The organism is Paraburkholderia sp. J67 (assembly GCF_905220265.1).
Taxonomy (GTDB): domain Bacteria; phylum Pseudomonadota; class Gammaproteobacteria; order Burkholderiales; family Burkholderiaceae; genus Paraburkholderia.
The window spans coordinates 69,046-90,033 of record NZ_CAJMZK010000008.1 but is presented as its reverse complement, the minus strand read 5'-3'; the positions used below and the strand labels follow the sequence as shown (position 1 = coordinate 90,033).

At 64.6% G+C, this 20,988-nt stretch carries 12 protein-coding genes; 2 read left to right on the top strand and 10 right to left on the bottom strand.

All coding sequences use genetic code 11. The features are described 5' to 3' along the window. Positions 1–10: 10 nt before the first annotated feature. The 10 genes from U5782_RS17060 to U5782_RS17015 form a co-directional block, all read right to left on the bottom strand. Entirely contained in the window at positions 11–1,159 is a 1,149-nt protein-coding gene (locus tag U5782_RS17060; protein ID WP_322045036.1) for an acyl-CoA dehydrogenase family protein, read from the bottom strand. Between the two features lie 740 nt (positions 1,160–1,899). Beyond that, a complete protein-coding gene (locus U5782_RS17055) occupies positions 1,900–3,126 on the bottom strand; it encodes a CoA transferase (RefSeq protein WP_322045035.1) in 1,227 nt (408 codons plus the stop codon). A 29-nt stretch (positions 3,127–3,155) separates the two neighbouring features. Then, the gene (locus U5782_RS17050) at positions 3,156–4,331 is read right to left on the bottom strand and encodes an aromatic ring-hydroxylating oxygenase subunit alpha (RefSeq protein WP_322045034.1); all 1,176 of its coding nucleotides are present in this window, start codon (positions 4,329–4,331) and stop codon (positions 3,156–3,158) included. A gap of 46 nt (positions 4,332–4,377) precedes the next feature. Then, positions 4,378–5,889, bottom strand: a complete 1,512-nt coding sequence (locus U5782_RS17045; RefSeq protein WP_322045033.1) for an aldehyde dehydrogenase family protein — start codon at positions 5,887–5,889, stop codon at positions 4,378–4,380. Continuing rightward, positions 5,886–7,553, bottom strand: a complete 1,668-nt coding sequence (locus tag U5782_RS17040) for a GMC family oxidoreductase (protein ID WP_322045032.1) — start codon at positions 7,551–7,553, stop codon at positions 5,886–5,888. Before U5782_RS17040 ends, U5782_RS17045 begins: the two co-directional genes overlap by 4 nt. A gap of 12 nt (positions 7,554–7,565) precedes the next feature. Beyond that, a complete protein-coding gene (locus tag U5782_RS17035) occupies positions 7,566–9,974 on the bottom strand; it encodes an efflux RND transporter permease subunit (RefSeq protein ID WP_322045031.1) in 2,409 nt (802 codons plus the stop codon). A gap of 7 nt (positions 9,975–9,981) precedes the next feature. Further along, positions 9,982–11,118: a WD40/YVTN/BNR-like repeat-containing protein gene (locus tag U5782_RS17030; protein ID WP_322045030.1), complete on the bottom strand. Its 1,137-nt coding sequence runs from the start codon at positions 11,116–11,118 to the stop codon at positions 9,982–9,984. A gap of 152 nt (positions 11,119–11,270) precedes the next feature. Continuing rightward, positions 11,271–12,635, bottom strand: coding sequence for a DUF1329 domain-containing protein (locus U5782_RS17025; protein ID WP_322045029.1), 1,365 nt, complete (start codon positions 12,633–12,635; stop codon positions 11,271–11,273). A 13-nt stretch (positions 12,636–12,648) separates the two neighbouring features. Further along, positions 12,649–14,346: a DUF1302 domain-containing protein gene (locus U5782_RS17020; RefSeq protein WP_322045028.1), complete on the bottom strand. Its 1,698-nt coding sequence runs from the start codon at positions 14,344–14,346 to the stop codon at positions 12,649–12,651. Positions 14,347–14,774: 428 nt separating this feature from the next. Next, a complete protein-coding gene (locus U5782_RS17015; RefSeq protein ID WP_322045027.1) occupies positions 14,775–16,193 on the bottom strand; it encodes an aldehyde dehydrogenase family protein in 1,419 nt (472 codons plus the stop codon). Positions 16,194–16,449: 256 nt separating this feature from the next. Between U5782_RS17015 and U5782_RS17010 the strand changes: the two genes are divergently transcribed. Both U5782_RS17010 and U5782_RS17005 read left to right on the top strand, forming a co-directional pair. After that, positions 16,450–18,585, top strand: a complete 2,136-nt coding sequence (locus tag U5782_RS17010) for an acetate--CoA ligase family protein (RefSeq protein WP_322045026.1) — start codon at positions 16,450–16,452, stop codon at positions 18,583–18,585. After that, positions 18,582–20,924 (top strand): enoyl-CoA hydratase-related protein, encoded by a 2,343-nt coding sequence (locus U5782_RS17005; RefSeq protein ID WP_322045025.1) that lies wholly within the window; start codon positions 18,582–18,584, stop codon positions 20,922–20,924. Before U5782_RS17010 ends, U5782_RS17005 begins: the two co-directional genes overlap by 4 nt. The last annotated feature ends 64 nt before the right edge of the window (positions 20,925–20,988 follow it).

The window sequence follows — 20,988 nt, the reverse complement described above, 5'->3', positions numbered from 1 at the left end:
AAAAAGCGCCTCAGAAAGCGCGCGAAATGACTTCCTTCATGATCTCGTTGGTGCCGCCGAAGATGCGCTGGATGCGCGCATCGGTGTACATCCGCGCGACCATGTATTCGTTCATGTAGCCATAGCCGCCAAAGAGCTGAAGACATTCGTCGAGCACGCGCCCCTGCGCCTCCGACGCCCAGAGCTTGGCCATCGAAGCCGTGGCCGTATCGAGCTTGCCTTGCACGAGCTGCTCCACACAGCGGTCGATGAAGGCGCGGCCCACGGTGATTTCGGTGGCCATTTCGGCGAGCTTGAAACGCGTGTTCTGGAATTCGACGACCGCGCGGCCGAAGGCCTTGCGATCGCGCACGTAATCGAGCGTTGCCTGCCACGCGCCTTCCATTGCCGCGAGCGCATTCACACCGATGATGAGCCGCTCATACGGCAGATCGGACATCATCTGGATGAAGCCCTGCCCCTCTACACCGCCTAGCAGGCGCGAAGCGGGCACGCGCACGCCGTCGAAAAACAGCTCCGCCGTGTCCTGCGCCTTCATGCCGATCTTGTCGAGCAGACGGCCCACGCGAAAACCCGCGCAGTTTTCGGTCTCGACGATCAGGATCGACATGCCGCGTGCGCCCTGGGACGGATCGGTCTTCGCGACTACGAGGACGATGCCGGCCAGCAGGCCGTTGGTGATGAAGGTTTTCGAACCGTCGATTACATAGTGGTCGCCATCGCGCACGGCGCGTGTGCGCACGCCCTGCAGGTCGGAGCCCGCGCCGGGCTCGGTCATCGCAATCGCGCCTACCAGTTCGCCTCGCGCCATGCGCGGCAGGTAGCGGTCTTTTTGTTCGGGCGTGCCGTGGTTCAGGATGTAGTGGGCTACGATGCTGTGGACGCCCGTGTTCATGCCCGTTAGCGCGCGGGAGGCGAGTTCTTCGAGGAATACCGCTTCGTGGCGGAAGTCGCCGCCGGCGCCGCCGTAAGCTTCTGGTATGTCGGCGCATAGCAGGCCGAGGGCGCCGGCCTTGCGCCAGATTTCATGGCCTACGTGGCCGCGCTTGCGGGCCGATTCGTCGCCTTCCTTTACCTCGCGGTCGACGAATTTTTCTACGTTGTCGCGGTATAGTTCGATATCCTCATCGCTCCAGGAGCGCGAAAAAGCAAGCGGCATTTTTTTGTTTCCTGTCGATGGTTGGGTTTTTGGCTGCGCCGTTTCAGAGGGCGTATGCGTTGCCGATGCTTTTATGTTCTTTCATCCGGACGCTTTGGTCATCGTCGGTTGCGACGATGTTGCTTTTTTTGGGCTTGCGTCGCCATTTTTTCTTGGTTTATTGCGGGGTTGGCATTTTCTTGTTTTCTTGTCGGTCTATTAGCGTTGCCCCTGTGCGGGGCAGCACCTACTTTTCTTTGCCGCGGCAAAGAAAAGTAGGCAAAAGAAAGCCGCTCAAACCGCTAGTGTGACGAAGTCGGCAAACCGCCATTAAGGGGGAAAGGTATAGGTGCGTTTGTCACCTCGCACCACAAAACGGAGTGACAAAGGACTCATTCATCCCGCTGCTCGCTTCGCGCGCAGCGGACGGGTCTGCAAGGGAAACCGCTTGCTAAGGGCATTTTCGCGAGTTCTGGCAAACCTTCGGTTTGCCGTTATGCCCCACGGGGCGCGCAGCGCCCCCGGATGAATGAGGGCCTTGTCACCAAGTTTGATGGTGCGAGATGGCAGACGCTCCTATACCTTTCCCCCTCAACGGCTGTTTGTGGACTTCGTCACACTAGCGGTTTGAGCGGCTTTCTTTTGCCTACTTTTCTTTGCCGCGGCAAAGAAAAGTAGGTGCCGCCCCGCACAGGGGCGACGCTAATAGACCGACAAGAAAACAAGGAAATGCCAACCCAGCAAAAAACCGCGAAAAAAATCTATCCCATATAAACAGCATCAGAAGCCCGCAAGCGCTCAATATCCTTCAAATCGAGCCCGAGCAACTCAATCAAAACCTGCCCTGAATGTTGCCAAAGCCCAGGCGCGGCCTCAGGCGAGAAATCCTGCCCAGGCGCCTTAACTGGCGTAGACCCCAACCTCACCTTCCCAACCCCTTCCACCTCGACCTCATAAACATTCTCGCGCGCAAGAAAATGCGGATCCACCGCAAGCGTCTGCGGCGAATTAGCGGGCCCACCAGGAATATCGTGCTCCTTGAAAACCGTCATCCAGTCATCAAAATCCCGCGAAGCAAATAGCGTGACTAGCTCGGCATAAGCACGCTCATCGGCCTCACCGGAATCGGCCATCTGCGCATAAATATCGGCAAGATCCTGCCGCCCGACAACATCACAAAACCGCGCCCAGAACTTCGGAAAAAGCCCTTGAAAAAAGACCTTCCTGCCGTCCCGCGTTGCATACGCGCACAACCTCGGCCAGCCCGCCATCTTCCCGCGGCTATTAAGAAATCCTTCGCGCACATGAAGCAAATCCGCATTGAGCACGCTATTAATGCCCTCTGGCAACCAGTGCGCCGCCGACTCCGCGCCAGAGACTTCGACATACGCCCCTTCGCCAGTGCGCTGCGCACGAGTCAGCGCGGCAAGCGTCCCAAGCGCCGCATTCAACCCCATGGCATGCATGCCGATAGGCGCCCAATCGGTAGCCTTGCGCTCCTCGGGCGAAAGCCCATAAGGATTCAGCGAAGAAAGCCCGCCGAAGGCATCAAACGACGGCCCATGCGAACCAAGCTCTGCATAGGGCCCCGTGCTGCCCAGCCCCGAAATCGAACAGAACACAATGCGCGGATTCACCTCGCGCAGCGCCTCGAAACCCAAACCCAACCGTTCGAGCACCCCAGCACGCATGCCTTCAATAACAATATCGGCCTTCGCGACCAGCTGGCGAAATAGCGCCGCGCCCTCCGGGCTTTTCAGATTGAGGCCAACGCTGCGTTTGCCACGGTTCCAGCGCAGATGCAGCAAGCCCGGGCCATCGGGCGAGCCAATGGCAGGCGTGCCGCTGTAGCGCACAGGATCGCCATCGCGCCCTTCCACCTTGATGACATCGGCGCCCATATCGGCCAGATAGCCGCCCAGGCTCGACGGCCCCAACTGCGCGACTTCAATAACGCGCACACCTTCGAGAAAGTTATATCCAGACATCGAATCTCCCCTATTCCTTATGTCGCGGTCTATGCCGATTCGCCATCCAGATCGCGTCTGAGCTGCCGATGCAGATGCGCACAGGCGACTTCGCTGCGTCCGTAGCGATAGCTAGCGTCGGGCCACGCCGCAGCGTTCTGCTGAATCCACAATTCCATCGGCCAGTCTTCCTGAGTCGCCGCGTTTTCGAGCACGGCCCAGCTTTTATGCACGCGCGCTTCGATCTCCGGACTCAGGATTTCCTTGCGCACCAGAAAGCGCAGATGCACGGTCGAGCGCGCCGGGTTGCCGGGCACCGGCCACACCGTCCAGAATTCGATATGCTCGGGCGCAGCGATCATCATCGCGTTCGGATAGATGATGAGGTTCGAGGCGATGTAGCGCGAGCCGCTGCTCACCTCGGCGTTCGATTTCACGAGCGTCTTGAGCTTCGAGCGCACGCCAAAGTGCTGGCCGTGTCGCCCATAGTCGCGAAACACGCCGACGTTCGATTCGATCAAATTGCCCACGCCGCCCGGATGCAGGAAGCGCGGGTGGATGATGTCGCTCGCGCCGTCCATCACCAGTTTCCAGTTGATGTCGAGCGTGTAGGTCTTTTCGATGCAGATCACCGAATCGTCCATGCGCCACGGCGCCATCTGCGCGTCGACTTCTACGCCGAGGTACGCGTCGACTGGCTCGGCCGGGACTTGCGATAGCGTCGCGAAGATCAGCCCGTGGCGCTCCTGGGTCGGAAAGGCAATCAGGCTGTTGCAGCCGCGCTCGATCGTCTCGAACGAATCCTCGTAGGGCACGTTGCGCAACTGGCCACCGTCGCGCTCGTACGACCAGCCGTGGTACTGGCACATGAATACGCGCTTGTTGCCCGCTTCGCGCGTCTCCACACGCCCGCCGCGATGGCGGCACATGTTCAGGTAGGCCTGCGCCGTGCCGTCGCTCTTGCGCACGATGAGCAGCGACATGCCAAGCACGTCGCGCGTGATGAAGTCGCCCGGGTTCGCCAGTTCGGAGCAGTGCGCGACCACGAGCGGCAGCGTCTTCAGCAGCGCGATTTCGTCCGCCAGGCGCTGCGGGCAAGTGAAGTGCGACGCCGGCACGAACAGGTCGCTTTCCGCCAGATCGGTCGTGTCGTCACGCAGATGCTGAATCAACCGGGTGGCGACCGCTTCGCTTACTTCGATGTCCTGCTTTCGTTCGGGCAGCATCTCTGCCTCCTTGATAGGGTCGGTGTTTTGTCGGTGTCTTCGGTTCTCAAGCCGTATGGCGCGGCGCGACCTTCGCGTACTGCCGCGAGAGGCGCCGCAAGCTGCGCAGCACGGCAAAGTCGTAGAGGCGTCCGAACGGCGGATGCATCGCGCGCACGAGGCTGTACGGTCCCGCGCGCCGATACACGGCGCGCGCGTGGCTGAAGCGGCGGAAGCCTTCGATGCCGAAGCCATACGCGCCCGTGCCGCTATGCCCCACGCCGCCGAACGGCAAATCGGGCACGCTCAGATGCATGATCGTGTCGTTGATCGTCACGCCGCCCGAAAAGCTGCGGTCGAGCACATGGCGCACGGTCGCGCTGCTGCGCGAGAACACATAGAGTCCGAGCGGCTTGTCGCGCTGGCGTTGCCGCGTGAGCACGGTGTCGAGGTCGTCGCGCGTGTGCAGCACCATCACCGGGCCGAACAATTCCTCGCGGCTCGCGCGTGCAGTCTCGGGCGGATCGACGATCACGACGGGCGCCATCTTGTGCTGTTCGTCGATCGTTGCGAGCGCACCCATATCGACGCCGAGTGTGCGGATCTGCGCGCCGAGTGCGCGCGCGTCGGCGACAATCGCGCTCAGGCGCTCGTACTGTCGCGCGCCGAAGATGCCGCAGACTTCGGGCGCACCGATGCCGCCCGGCGACTGGCGACGCACTTCGGCATCCATCGCCGCCAGCACTTTCTCGGCCACAGCGGGCGAGGCGTAGACCGTATCGGGACACAGACACCCCTGGCCCGCATTGATGAGCTTGCCGAAGGCGAGGCGCTTGCCCACTTCCTCGGTATCGGCGTCAGGCATCACGTAGACGGGGCACTTGCCGCCCAGTTCGAGCGTGACCGGCGTGAGGTTGCGGCCCGCGGCCTCGGCGACCACGCGACCCACCGATGTGCTGCCCGTGAACAGCAGATGGTCGAACGGCAACTTCGAGAATTCGACGGAGACCTCGGGGCCGCCGAGTGCGACCGTGACTTCGTCGGGATCGAAATACTCGCGCACGGCGGCGTCGATGGCGGCGGCGCTATGCGGCGTCTGGTCGCTCGGACGCAAAAACGCGCGGTTACCCGCGGCGAGTATCGTCGCAAGCGGCAACAGCAGCAACGTGATCGCGCCGTTCCAGGGCGAGATCACGCCCACGACGCCCAGTGGCTGATACTCGATCGCCGCGCGCGCGCCGAACAGCGAGAACGGCGCAGGCGCGCGCCGCCGCTCGGGTTTCATCCAGCGCGCGACCGAGCGCTCGGCGCGGCGCAAGGCGTCGAGCGGCATGAACACTTCGTTCAGGCGCGCGAGTTCCGGCGCGCGATTGGGGAAGTCGCGCTGCGAGGCGGCGACGATACGATCCGCGTGCGCCAGCGTCATTGCAATCGCGCGACGCAAGCGGTCGCGGCGCACTTCCAGCGAGACGGGCTGGTCCGCGAGAAACGCTTCGCGCATGGGCGCGAGGCGCGCTTCGAGGTCAGCCGCGATCATCGCCGGCGTGTCGTGCACGATCTGTGCATGGCGGTCGTTCATTGAAGCTCCAGGGTGGCGGCGCGTGCGAGCGTGCGGCCGCGAATGAAGTCGCTGCCGCGCTCGCCGATCATCACGGCCGCTGCGTTGGTATTGGCGCTCAGGAGGCGCGGCATCACGGAGGCATCGACCACGCGCAAGCCACTCACGCCGCGCACGGCGAGTGTGGGATCGAGCACGGCTTCGTCGTCGCTGCCCATGCGGCAGGTGCCGACCGGGTGGTAGCAGACGTTCGCATGTTCGCGCACGAACTGCGCCCACACGGCGTCGCTCGCGGGAAGCGGCGCAGGCATGCGCTCGCCGCTTACGAAGCGACGCAACGGCGGCGCGGCAAACAGGCGCTCGATGAGCTTGCACGCGCCCACGAGGGTGTCCACGTCGCGCGCATCGCCAAGCAGTTGATGCGAGACGAGCGGCAGCGCGCTCGCGTCGGGGCCCTGCAATTGCACCGAGCCGCGACTGAATGGATGGCACACGTTGGCGGTGACCATCGCGGTGGGTTGGCGCGTCATCTGCGCGAGCGCCGCGCATTCCACCTCGGGGGTGATGTCGTAGCTCAGCGGCAGGAAATGCAGTTGCACGTCGGGTTCGTCGAGATCGGGACGCGTCTTTGCGCAGGCCATCGCCTGCACGGCGGGCGTCGCCATCGGGCCGCGCTTGCGCAGCAGATAGTTTGCGAAGTGCCCGGCGATCTGCCACGGCGCCATCTGGCTGTTGTAGGTCGGCACGTTGACGAACTTGTTCAGGCCCACGCCTACGTGCTCCTGAAGGTTCTGGCCCACCTGCGCGCGGTCGGCGACCACGTGGATGCCGAAGCGCCGCAACTGCGCGGCCGGCCCCACGCCCGAGCGCATCAGCAAGGCGGGCGAGCCCATCGCGCCCGCGCTCACGATTACTTCGCGGCGCGCACTCACGCGCAGCCGTTCGCCGTTGCGCACGAGTTCGACGCCCGCTGCGCGCTTGCCTTCGAACACGATGCGTTCGGCTATGCCGTTGGTCAGCACGCGCAGGTTCTCGCGCTGACGCGCCGATGCGAGATAGCCATGCGCCGTCGAGCAACGCCAGCCATCTCGCTGCGTCGCGAGCGACAGGAACGCGCCGTATTGATCGCCGCCGCAATAGTCGTCGAGTGTCGGCAGGCCTTGTGAAGCGCACGCGGCGACAAACGCATGCGAAAGCGGATGCGGGTCGCGCTGATGCGAAACGGCCAGCGGCCCGCCGCGACCGTGAAATGCGTTCGCGCCGCCCGCGAAATCTTCGGCACGCCGGAAGTACGGCAGGCAAGCGTCGAAGTTCCAGTCCGTGCAGCCTACGTCAGCCCAGTAGTCGAAGTCCCCACGCGAGCCGCGAATATAGACTTGCCCGTTAATCGAGCTGCCGCCGCCGAGCAGTTTGCCGCCCGACCAGATGAAGCGGCGCCCCGCAATCGACGGGTCGGCTTCGCTCGGATACTTCCAGTCATAGCGCGCGTTGCCGATCAGCCGCGACATGCCCGCAGGCATGCGCACGAGAAACGAATCGGCCTCGCCACCCGCCTCGATCAGGATCACGCTCACGCCCCGGTCTTCGCTCAGACGGCTCGCCACCACGCAGCCCGCGCTGCCGCCACCCACGATCACGTAATCGGCCGTCAGGACGTTACGCTGGTCGCCTCTTGTATCGATCATCGCTGTGCCTCCTCAGACGTGCGCAAGATTGACCGCGCGGCGGGCCGGCACGGCCCGCAGCAGGAAGTGCGAGAGCGCCGGAATCAGGATCAGCGCGCCCAGCATGTTCCAGAGGAACATGAAGGTCAGCAGGATGCCCATGTCGGCCTGGAACTTGATGGGCGACCAGGCCCACGTGACCACGCCCGCCGCGAGCGTCACGCCCACCAGCGCGACCACTCGCCCAGTAAAGCCGATGGCGCGTGCATAGGCTTCTTCGAGCGGCAGTCCGGCGCGTTGCCACGAAAGTTGCACGCTCAACAAATAGAGCGCGTAATCGACGCCGATACCCACGCCCAGTGCGATCACCGGCAGCGTCGACACCTTCACGCCAATGCCGAGCATCACCATGAGCGCCTCGCACATGATCGAAGTGAGCGCGAGCGGAATGATCGCGACAATCACGGCGCGCCAGTTGCGGAACGTGATGAAGCACAGCGCGATCACCGAGGCGTAGACGAGCAGCAGCATCTGGCGATTGGCTTTTTCGACGGTGATGTTGGTGGCCGCCTCGATGCCGGCCGAGCCCGCCGCCAGCAGGAACTGGATCTGCGAGGAATTGTGTTCGGCCGCGAAGCGCTCCACGGCGTCGACGGTCTGTGCGAGCGTTTCGGCCTTGTGATCGGTGAGGTAAGCGATAACGGGCGTGACGGTCCAGTCCTTGTTGATGAGTTCCGGGTTCGAGTCCGAGACCGCGTTGACCGCTTGCGTGAGCACCGACTGATCCCGATTGATCGTCAGCCATTTGGGCGAGCCTTCGAAGTTGCCCGCCGTGCCAAAGCGCACCATCTCCGAGGCCGTCGACACCTTCTGCACGAAGGGCAGCGCGCGCAGTGTCTGCGCGAGGCGGTCCTGCTCGATCAGCGCGGGATACGTGCCGCCCAGGCCCGCAGGCGTCTTCACGATCACGACGAACTGATCGCCCGAAAGCCCATACTGCTTCGCGAAGAACGCGCTGTCGCGGTTATAGGTGGAGTCGGCGCGGAACTCGGGCGCCCCGGCGTCGAGGTCGCCGATCTTGAGGTTCAGGCTCACGAGCCACGCACCCGCGCCCAGGCACAACGCGATCACGAGCGCCCCGGCCGCATACGGACGGCGCGTGAAGTACGCGAGACGCGCGAGGCCATCGCGCGAGCCTTCGGCCGCGCTCGCACGCATCGCGCGGCGCACGGCGCGCGGGCTCACGCCAGTGTACGAGAGCAGCACGGGAAACAGCACGAGGTTCGTGAACACCAGCACCGCCACGCCCAGGCTCGCCGTCAACGCCAGGTGGCGGATCACCGGAATGTCGATCACCACCAGCACGGCGAAGCTCACCGCGTCGGCCACCAGCGCCGTAAAGCCCGCGAGGAACAGACGCCGGAACGTGTGACGCGCGGCCACGTATTTATCGGTGCCCTCGCCGATGTCGCGCATGATGCCGTTCATCTTCTGCGCGCCATGCGAGACGCCAATCGCGAAGACGAGGAACGGCACCAGCACCGAATACGGATCGATCGCGAAGCCCAGCATGCGCACGAGGCCCAGTTGCCAGACCACGGCGATCATCGAGCACGCGATCACGAGCAGCGTGCTGCGCAGGCAGCGCGTGTACCAGAAGATCACCACGCCCACCATCAGCGCCGCGACGCCGAAGTACATCATCACCTGCGTCATGCCGTTGATGAGGTCGCCCACCACCTGCGCGAAGCCCACCACATGAATACGCACCGTGGCGCTCTGGTTCGCGCGGATTTTCTCGTCGAGGTAGCGCGCGATCTGCGCGTAGTCGAGCGGCTGGCGCGTCTGCGGGTCCTTGTCGAGCAGCGGCACGAACACGGAGCTGGAGCGCTCGTCGTTCGACACGAGGCTGCCCACGAGGCCCGCGCGCTGCACGTTCTGGTGCAGGCGCTGGCGCATGGCGCTCGAGCCGTCGAAATCGTCGGGCATCACCGGGCCGCCCTTGAAGCCCTGCTCGGTGAACTCGGTCCAGCGCACGCCCGGCGCCCACAGCGACTTCATGAACGGGCGATCCACGCCCGGCATCAGGTAGGTCGCGTCGTGCACGCGCTGCAGCACTCGCAGGTAGGCGGGATCGTAGATATCGCCGTTGACGTTCTCGACGTCGATACGGATCGAGTTGCCGAGGCTCGCAAGCGATAGCCGGTTCGCCAGGTAATTGCGGATATAGCTTTGCGACTGCGGGAGCATTTGCTCGAAGCTCGCGTTGATCGTCGTCTTGAGCGCGAGGGTGCCGAGCACGAGCGTCACGATCGCGCACAGCAGCAGGATCAGGCGGCGATGGTTGAAGATCAGCCGCTCGACCACGTTGCCCGAGCCGACGTCGAATTCAGGTGTCTCGCACGCCAGCGGCACGGCCTGGTATTTTTCGGGGGCGTTCATGCATTCCTCACTTCTGGTGTTCTGTCACACGTTGGCGGCCGATGCCCTGATAGCCCGCCAGCACGAAGTCGTCGTTATCGCCATCGGCCACTGCATCGGCGAACAGCATGGGGCGCGACGCGCGCAATGCATGGAAGGTCTGGGCGTCGTCGGTGCTGTAGAGCAACTGGCCGCCCTCGGCCGTGAGCAGGAGCGTCTTGCCGTCGGCGGAGAACGCCGCCGAAGTCAGGCTCGATTTCGCGCCGGTTTCGACGGGGCTCCAGCTCGCGCCACGATCGTTGCTGCGGTACGCGGTGCCGTTCAGGCCCACCGCCAGCAGAAAGCGCTCGTTGCCCGCGATGCGAAAGAAGCTGCCCTTGTACGGCGGCGAAATGGCGACGAAGCGCTGCGCGGCGCGGTCGAGGCGGTACACGCCGCCCTGCTCGCCCGCGATGTAGAGATCGCCGGCAATCTCGCGGATGTCGTTGAGATTGAGGAAGTTGGGATTGTCGATATGGTCGAGCCACGGGCGCCAGGTCTTGCCGCCGTCGTCGGTGGCGACCAGCATGCCGAACGAGCCGATCGCATAGCCCGCGCGGTCGTCGTCGAAGTGCACTGCGAGGAACGGCAACGTGGGGCCGTCTTTGGTATTGAGCGCGACCTGCTCCGCGAACGGCGCAAGCTGCTTCTCGCCGTGGTCGATGCGCGCCTGATAGTACGGCAGCAGCGTGCGCTGCGCGGCGCGGCCATCGAACTGCAGCGTCCAGGTGTCGCCACGGTCGGCGCTGTGCAGGATCACACCGTCGTGACCCACGGCCCAACCCTGGCCCGAGGACGTGAAATCCAGCGAGACGAGATCGGACTGCACCGGCACGCGTGCCTGATGCCAGGCCGCGCCGCCATCGTCGGAAATCAGGATGACGCCGCGCAGCCCGGCCGCGACGAGGCGCACCGTCTTGCCCGTGGCAACGCGTGCAAGCGCGATCACGGGCTGCTGCAACAACGCCGGGCTGGAGAGCCTGACGGCGGGCGCGGCGAGCGGGTCCTGGAACGCGGACGGCGTGGCGGTGGCCGTGGCCGTCGCGGCGGGCGCCACCGCCGCGACGCCGAGCGCCGCCAGGCTCATCAGCGCTTGAAGCAAAGCGAAACGCATTGTGTCTTTCATGGGAAAACGCCCTGGCGTGCGGCGGCGAGCGGGCGCGCCGCCCTCGCGCGTCGGTCCTGCATGGCCCGCGTGGATTGCCAACCCGCCGCCGCGATCTATCGGTCCAACTTCATCGGTGCTACTTCATCGGTCCAGCATTCAGCTTTTGCGCCTTAACGCACGCCGCTCGATGTGAGCGCCGCCGGCGTGAACTGGTTCATGTCGCCGAGCGAATCCGAAGACTTCACGTAGTCGGTCGGACGCGACATGCTGTTGATGTACAGCGTGCCCTTGCTCAGGTCGTAGATCAGCACGCCTTGCGCCGTGGTGCCCGCATCCCAGACCGGGAACAGCGGGTCGTACTGCACGCGCACGAGGTTGCTGCTCTGATCGAAGCCATCGACCGCCGAGATCGCCCAGGTGTCCTCATCCACGTAGAACGTGCGGTGCGGTTGCGAATGACGCTTGCCGTCCTTGAGCGTGGCATCCACGACCCAGACGCGATGCAGTTCCCAGCGCGAGACATCCGGATTGAACACGCGTTTGGCGAGCATCTTGTCCGGCGACGCGAACATCATGCGGCCCGCGTTGTAGGGGATATAGATTTCCTTCTTGCCGAGCAGCTTGAAGTTGTAGCGGTCGAGCTGGCCCGCGAAGCCATACGGTTCGTCGTAGTTGAGCGCGCCGCCGTTCGAGGCGATCGGCGTGTCGTACGAGAACTCGGGCGCAAGACGCGTGCGGCGCGTGCCCGGCGTATAGACCCACGAAAGCTGCTGGTTCTTGACCCAGTCCATCGGGAACACCGTGAGAATCTTGGTGCCGACCTGCGACGACGGCCCCAGCCAGCGCGCGAGTTCATAGGTGTAGTAGTCGGTCGATCCCGCGTTCTTCGACGGGTCGCGGTACGGATACGCGTAGTTCAGCGCAACGTGGCCGATGTCGGTCACGTTGCTGTCCGCGTCCACCAGCCAGAACGACAGCGTCAGCGACGAACTCACGCCGAAGGTGTTATGCAGCGCGGCGTTCCACATGACCTCCGTGCCCGTCTTGGGGATCGGGAACGGCACGCAGGAATAGGCGTCCTGCACGGCGTCGCCCGAGGCGCTGAGCTTCGCGCTCTCGGCGTTGTCCTTGCAGCGCGCGAGCCACGACTTGTCGTAGGAGACGCTGCGGTGCGTGGGATACACATCGACGCGGAATTCCGGGTACTTCTTGAGCATCGCAACCGTGCCCGGCGTCAGACGCTTCGAATACGTTTCATAGTTCGCCGCCGTGATCGAATACAGCGGCTTTTCCTGATCGAAGGGACCGACATCCCATCGGCCCGAGCCTTTTTTCCATCCGGCCGGATCGGTCGAAGCGGGCAATCCACCGGCGTAGGCCGGAATGGTCTTGTCGGCGTTACCGGCCACCTCCGCCCCCCAGGGGGTCAGCGACTTGCCGAGCTCGTCCGCTTCCTGCGACGAAACTGCCGCCGTCGCCACACCGCAGGCAAGCGTGAGCCCGAGGCCCGCCACAACGCTTTGAAGAACGCGCATGCTATGTCTCCGTTTAGAACTGTGCCGACAAGGTCAGGGAAATCCAGCCCTTGTCGTTGTAAAAATAAGGACCGTTGCCGCCTGCGTAATAGAGGCCGCCGCCGGGACCGAAGCTGGTCAGGCCGCCACTGGTATGGGCGTGATAGCCGTTGTATTGCAGCGTGATGTTGTACTTCTGCTGGATCAGCGCATGGAGACCTGCCGTGTAGATCAGTTCTCCCTGGTAAGTGCCGTTGGTGCTGGGCGTGTTGCCCCACACGCCGTACTCGAGGAAGAGCGGCATATCCAGATCGACGCCCGGGAACACCTGCAACCATTGCGGATCGAAGCTCACCGCAACCGCCACCGAGTTGTTGGTCGAGCAGCCGCTCCACTTGTTGCCCGTCGTGCACTCGGCGGAATTGCCCACGCCGTTGTAGAGCGCTGCGTTGCTCGTGACAGCAGTCTTCTGCGTGAACGCGACTTCGGCCATTGCCGTACCGGTTTGCCACAGCGGCGAGCGCGTGAGGCCCGCCACCACGTTGCCGATCACGTTGAGCGTGTCGCCGCGCGCGCCTTCGCGGCCGCTCAGATCCGTGGACAGCGGCCCGAGCCCGCTATTGAGCGCCGTATTCTGGCGATACGAGATTTCGAGCCCCGTGCTGTAGTCGCCAACCTGCTTGTCGAGACTAAAGCCGAAGAGGTGCACGTTCGAGGCGTACGCCAGGTGATAGTTGGTCGCGCCCGTGGCGGGATTGACGCCCAGCAACACCCACGGGTCCGTCTCCGTGAGGTTGCGGTAATAGAAGCCCATCGTGCCGCCGGAGAGCCAGTTCGGCGACCAGGTGAACTTCAGGCCGTAGTCGTTGTGGAAGCCGTTGTTCGGCATGATGTCGCTGCCGCGCGGAATGCTGCCTTCCAGCAGGCTCGGGCCGTTGAACACGAAGCCGTTGGTGCCGAGATAGGTGCCGCCTTCGGGGAAGCGGCTCGGCATGTATTCGAAGAAGTACTGCGCCGCCACCGACATGGTCGGGTTGAGCTGCGATTCGAACAGGATCTGCGCGCGGGGAATGGCGAGCTGCTTGGCCTGGGTGCCCGGCGTGGCCGCGCCCTGGATGCCGTCCGAGGCGTTTTGACCGTAGTTGATGCCCTGGGTGCCGAAGATCAGCGCGTTGCCCCAGTACTGCGTCAGGCGACCGACCTTGATGGACGCGGGCTGGCCGCCGATATCGAAATTCTTGAAGACGAACGCATCGAGCAGTTCCGCGCCCTGCATGTAATAGCGTTCGGTATAGCTGCTATAGCGGTTGTTGTAGTACGAATTGAGCGCCGAATACGGCACGCCCGTCATCGCCTCGCCCGGATTGTTGGAGACGCCACCGCCGTACGCGAAGTCCTTCCACAGCGAAGCACTGATACGGAAGCCGAAGTTGTTGCGAAACACCGCATCGAACTCGGTCAGATCCGACACGCGGTTCGTGACGATGTCACCCGCATGGGCGAACTTGTATTCCGACTCGCTCAGCAGGGGATTGTTGCCGATGGCCGGATTGATGCCCTGCGCACGCATACCCAGGTTGTATGCGATCGTGTTGTCCCAGTGGACTTCCCAGTCGGGGTTGGTATCGAACTGGAATGCGTGGGCCGTGCCCGCCCAGGAAAACAACGAAAGCACGGCAATCGATACCGCACTCGCTCGCCTGCCCGATGCAAACTCTCCGCGAAACTGCATACCTGTCTCCTGAATAGGCTGCCCGCGTCTTGTGCGCAGGACTGTCTTTTATCGGCGTCATCGACGCAGCGTCGGGATGATTCCCGCTTTCTTTTGATTCGAACTCCGAATTGCCAGAATGTGCGCCCTGCCAGATGAAGTCGCCGCATGGCGCGCATCGAACGGCGACGCTGCCCGGAATCTGCTGGACGGGTGTTGCCGTTGAGGGAAAGTGTCGTTGAGTCGGCTGTCCGGCGCATCGTCGAAACTGACGATTTGATCGGTTGGGCATGGTTTGCCCGATGTTCGCTTCACGCAGCAAGACGCGGCGGGCTCGGTTCAGACGCAAAAAAAGCCGCCTCGCGCGGCTCGCGCGCGGGCGGCTTCAGCCGGAGCGGTCGTTATTTCGACCGTCCGGTGTGCGGGCCAGGTGACTTAATTCATCGCCATCAAACCGGCTTGGGAATGAAGATCGACTTGGGCTGCGTATATTCGAGCAGGCCCGCGAGGCCGTTTTCTACGCCGAATCCCGAATGCTTGTGGCCAGCGAGCGGAATCATCGGGGTCGATTGAAGGTTCTGGTTGATCCAGACCGTGCCCGTATCGAGCCGCTTCGCCACCGCCAGCGCGAGATCCACATCCTTGCTCCAGACCGCACCGGCCAGGCCGTATTCCGTGTCGTTCGCGCGCGCGACCACTTCATCGACGTCGCTAAAACGCAGCAGCGGAAGCACTGGGCCGAACGCTTCTTCGGCAACTACACGCGCCGTATCGGGCGGGTTATCGACCAGCGTCAGCGGAATGAAGTAACCCCGATCCGGGACCGCGCCGCCGTCGAGCAACGTGAGCCCATCAGCCCTCGCCTCGTCGATCAGCGCGCGCACGCGCCGGTACTGCGGCTCGTTCTGCAACGGCCCGAACACACTTTGCGGGTCCGCGCCGTCACCCACCTTGAGTTGCTTCGCGAGCGCATGCAAGCGGTCGCGCATCTCGTCGTAAATCGAGTCGTGAATAAAGAGCCGCTTGGTCGCCACGCACACCTGCGCCGTGTTGTGGAATGCGCCGAAGAAAATCTGCTCGGCCACTTGCGCCACATCCACGTCGCCGAACACGATCGCGGCGTCGTTGCCGCCCAGCTCCAGCGTGATGCGCTTGAGGTCCTGCGCGGCCGAGGCCATCACGCGTTTGCCCGTTGCGGTCGAACCCGTGAACGAGATCTTCGCGAAGCCCGCGTGGCTCGTCATCATGGGCCCCAGCGCGTCGCCGCCGGTGATGACGTTGAGCACGCCCGGCGGCAATGCCTCGCGCAGCAACTCACCCAGACGCAGCGTGCATAGCGGCGTGAACGGCGACGGCTTGAGGACCATCGTGTTGCCCGTGAGCAGCGCGGGCGCGATCTTCCAGGCTGCGAGCAGGATCGGGAAATTCCACGGCACGATCGCGCAGACCACACCCAGCGGCTCGTGATGCACTTCGACGCGGCGCGCGGGCGTGTCTTCGACGACATCGACGGGCACGCTCATTTTCGCGGTCAGCCTGAACCAGAACGCCGCGCCCAGAATCTCCTGCTTCGCGCCTTCGAACGGACGGCCCTGCTCTTTCGTGAACAGCTCCGCCAGCGCGTCGGCGTGGGCTTCGAGCAACTCCGCCGCGCGGCGCAGCGCCTGCGCGCGCTCGGCGAACGGCGTCGCACGCCAGCCCGGCAGCGCACGTTGCGCGGCCGCGACCGCGCGATCGAGATCCTCCGCCGTGGCGTCGGGCACCGACGCAAAAACCTGCTCCGTGGCCGGATTGATCACATCAATCTTGCGCGTCGAGCCGACCGGCTCGCCGCCGATCGTCATCGTGTAGTCCACGCCGAAACTCATCTTTGTCTCCTCGCCTGTTGGCGTGTGCGGGATTGCACAGCGCTTTAATTATCTAATATCATTAGGCTAAAGTCACGACCCAGGAGACGCGGTTTTACCCGCATTTAACGGGCATCGCACCCGAGCGTGACACGGCTTCACCCAGCATCAGACCGCGGGGCGTTCGACGCCCCAGACGGTCCAATAGACCGTAAAAGCAGACTAACTTTATGCGCATAACGTGAATTTAGTCCGCCAAATCAAAGGAGACACGTCTTTGTCCGCCGCCCCCGAAAGCCCCGCAGAACGTCAGGCGATTGATCGCCTGTTCAATCCCCGCTCCATCGCGCTCGTCGGCGCGACCGAACGCTCGATCTGGTCGATCGCCGCGAACGATAATCTACGACGATTTGATTTCAAGGGATCCATCCACTACGTCAACCCGAAGGGCGGCACGATCTTCGGCGCGCCGGCCGCGACGAGTTGCGCCGCCGTGGGTGCGCCCATCGACGCCGCGCTGCTGATGGTCCCGGAAGCGAAGATGATCGACGTATTCGCCGACCTGGAAGCTGCAGGCGTGGGCGGCGCCGTGATTCTCTCGGCGGGTTTTGCCGAGCTGGGCGAGAACGGCGCCGAGCGCCAGCGCGCCGTCGCCGCTGCGGCTAAGGGCGCAGGCATTCGCATTCTCGGGCCGAACTGTCTGGGCTTCGCCAATTTCGTTGCGGGCGCACCGATCTGGACCACGCCGCTGCGCCGCCCGATGGCCGACGCGCGCGTGGCCATCGTGTCGCAAAGCGGCGCCATCGCCAGCCAGCTCGAACAATTCGCCTATCAGCAGCGCGTGGGCGTCACGCACATGATCTCGACCGGCAACGAGGCCGACATCACGATTGCCGACGCCATCGACTATCTCGCGCGTCAGCCCGAGCCACGCGCCATTGCGCTCTTTCTTGAATCCGTGCGCGATCCGGCGCGCTTCGCCGCTGCCGTGCAGGCCGCGACTGCGGCGGGCAAACCCGTCGTGCTGCTCAAGGTGGGCACCAGCGAGGCGACCGCGCGCGCGGCCCAGGCGCATACCGGCTCGCTCGTCGGCGACGACCGTATCTTCGATGCCCTGTGCCGCAAGCTCGGCCTTTCGCGCGTGCATTCGCTCGAAGAACTGATCGTGACGGCGGACCTGTTTGCGCGCCTTGGCCCCGTCGAGTGCGAAGGTCTCGCGCTGACCGCAATGTCGGGCGGCATGTGCGAGATCATGACCGACCAGGCCGACGCCGAAGGCATCGCGATCCCCACGCTCGCCGACGGCACGCTCAAGCGCCTGCGCGAGGCACTGCCGCCCTTCGCGACACCAGCCAATCCGCTCGACATCACCGGCGCGGCCATGCTGCAACCCGACCTGATCCCCACTGCCCTCGCGGCGCTCGCGAGCGATGCGTCGGTGGGCGCGCTCGGCTTCGTGTTCGACGCACCGCTCAAGGACGACGCGCGCGGTTTCGCGCGCAGCTTCATCCGCCATATCGGCGAAGGCTTCAAGGCGGCGGGCAAACCCTGCGTGATGATGAGCCACACCTTCAGCGCCGTGAACGGCGAAGCGCGCGAGATGACCGACTCGGCCGGCGTGATCTATTCGGGCGGCGGCGTGCGGCATGGCGTGAGCGCGCTGGGACATCTGGCAGCGCATCACGCGTGGCGGCGGCGCGCGGCGGCGGCGGCGGACAACGTGCCTGCGGCTGCCGGCACCACGAACGCGGCGCGCCCCAACGGTGAGCGCGACGTGCTCGACTATCTCGCCACGGCGGGCGTGCCCGTGATTCCCGCACGGCTCGCGCGCAGCGCCGACGAGGCCGTCGCGATCGCGCTCGCACTGGAGGCGAACGTCGTACTCAAGATCGCCTCGCCCGACATCGCGCACAAGACCGAAGTGGGTGGCGTGGCGCTGAACCTGCGCGGCGAAGCGGCCGTGCGTAACGCCTTCGACACCATGCTTGCGCGGGTGCGCGAGGCCGCACCCGCAGCGCGTATCGACGGCATCGTCGTCGCGCCGATGCGCCAGGGCGGCGTGGAACTCTTCGTCGGCACGATGAACGATCCGCAATGGGGCCCGGCTATCGCCGTGGGCCTGGGCGGCATCTGGGTCGAGGCGCTCAAGGACACGAGCCTGCGCCTCTTGCCGATCGGCGAACAGGACGCGCTCGACATGCTCGCGGAACTGCGCGGCACGAAGCTGCTCGACGGCTTCCGCGGCGCGCCGGCGGCCGACCGTCAGGCGCTCGCGCGCGCGATCGTCGCCATCGGCCAGGCCGCGCTGGCGCTCGGCCCCGATCTCGTTTCGCTCGAAATCAACCCGCTGCTGGTAGACGGTGCGCGCGTCGAAGCGCTGGATGGCCTGACCGAATGGAAGGAATCCGAATGAATACGACCATGAATACGGCAGAAACCACGCCCGTGATCGTCGGTGTCGGCGAGTTCATCGACCGGCCCGCACAGCCCGCCGACGCGCGCGAACCGCTCGATTCGATCGCCGAGGCCTTGCGCGCCGCGGATCGCGACGCGGGGGGCGGCTGGATCGACAAGCTCGACTCGCTGCATCTGGTCGCCTTCATCACTTGGCGCTACGAAGATCCCGCGCGCCAGTTGTGCGAGCGCCTGGGCATCGACGCGGCTTGCGGCTTCAACGGCCCGATGGGCGGCGAATCGCCGATTCGCGCCATTCACGACGCCGCGCTGCGCATCGCGCGCGGCGAGATCCGCGCGGCGGCGGTGGCCGGTGGCGAAGCGATGAACGCCCGCGCCCGCGCGCGCAAGGACAAGACCGCGCTGCCGTGGACACCGCTCGCCCCGCGCGAGACGGCGGTTGCATTCCCGACCGGCGACTTCTCGATCAACCCGATGGCCAAGCGGCTGGGCGTGGTGGACCCGGCCCAGGTCTATCCGCTCTACGAAATGGCGACGCAGGCCGCGTGGGGCCAAACGCCCGCGCAAGCGCAAGCCGAGTCGGCACAACTCTGGGCGCGCTACGCCGACATCGCCGCCGACAACCCTGGCGCGTGGCTGCGCAAGACGCCCGATGCGGCGACCATCGCGACCATCGACGACAACAACCGCATGATCAACTGGCCGTATCCGAAGCTGATGGTGGCCAATCCGCAGGTGAACCAGTCGGCGGCGGTGATCGTCACGAGCCTGGCCGAAGCACGCCGGGCGGGCGTGCCCGAAGACCGCATCGTCCACATCTGGGGCGGCGCGGCGGCGAACGAGGCGGCCGATTACCTTCAACGCGACACCTACGACCACAGCAGCGCGCAGGCGGCGGTGTTGCGCCGCGCGGTCGAACTGGCGGGCGGCGACGCGCGCCGATTCGGTCCGATCGAACTGTATAGCTGCTTCCCAGTGGTGCCGAAGATGGCGCTGCGCGCGCTGGGCCTCGATGCGGCGACGCACGCGCCGAGCGTGGCGGGCGGTCTGACGTTCTTCGGCGGCCCGCTGAACAACTACATGGGCCACGCGGTGTGCGCGATGGTGCGCGCGCTACGCGCCGCGCCTGAACAGCCTGGCCTGCTCTATGGCCAGGGCGGCTACGTCAACAAGCATCACGCGCTGGTTGTGAGTGCGCGGCCTGCGCCGCAGCCGCTTGCGGCGTCGTATTCGGTGCAGGCCGAGGCCGAAGCCGGACGCGCTGGCGTGCCCGCGCTGGTCGACGGCTACGCGGGCCCTGCCCGCATCGAGACCTACACCGTCCTCTACGGCCGCGACGGGCGGCCCCTGCACGGGATCGTGGTGCTGCGCACGCCGGGTGACGAACGCCTGATGGCGAAAGTTGCCGCCGATGACGAAGCGTCGATGGCCTTGCTGCTTTCGACCGAACGCAATGCCGTTGGCGAAGTGGGCCACGTGCGCACCGATACCTTTGGGCATGCCATCTGGGAGGCTGGAGAACAGGCGCGCGATCGTGCGGCGCGAGTACTGCGTTATTGCAAAGTCGAGCGCGAAGGTCACGTGACGATTGTGACGATCAATCGACCTGATTCGATGAATGCCCTCACGCCGGCCGCGAATGCTGAATTGGCCGAAGTCTTCGACGACTTTGCGCGTGACCCGCAGCAGTGGGTAGCGATTCTGACTGGCGCTGGGGAGCGCGCCTTTTGCTCGGGCAATGATCTCAAGTTTACGGCGCAGGCTATGGCACGCGGAGAAAGCATCGAGCCGCCGCTTACCGGCTTTGCTGGGCTTACCTCGCGGTTCGATTTGAACAAGCCTGTGATTGCTGCGGTTAATGGCGTGGCCATGGGCGGTGGGTTCGAGATCGCGCTCGCGTGCGATTTGATTGTTGCTGCAGGGAACGCTACTTTTGCGTTGCCTGAGCCTAAGGTGGGGCTCGCTGCGCTGGCTGGAGGCCTGCTGCGGTTGCCTCGGCAGATTGGGCTCAAGCAGGCTATGGGGCTCATTCTTACCGGGCGGCGGGTTTCAGCTGATGAAGGGCTCGCGCTTGGGTTCGTGAATGAAGTCACCGCGCCCGGCGGCGCGCTCGATGCCGCCAGGCGATGGGCCGCCGAGATTGTTGCCTGTAGTCCTATGTCTGTGCGGGCCTCTATCGAGGTGCTGCGGCATGGGCTCGATTGTGCTTCTGTTCAGGATGCCTATCGGCAGCAAAATCGCTTGCCCGCCGTGCGCGCGCTCTTTAAGTCTAATGATGTGCGTGAAGGGCCTGTTGCTTTTGCCCAGAAACGGGCGCCCGTTTGGCAGGCTGAATAAGTTTGTGTTGCACCAGGCGCTTTTATTGGTGGCACTTGGTGGCGGCTTTTGAGCTTTGATCCGC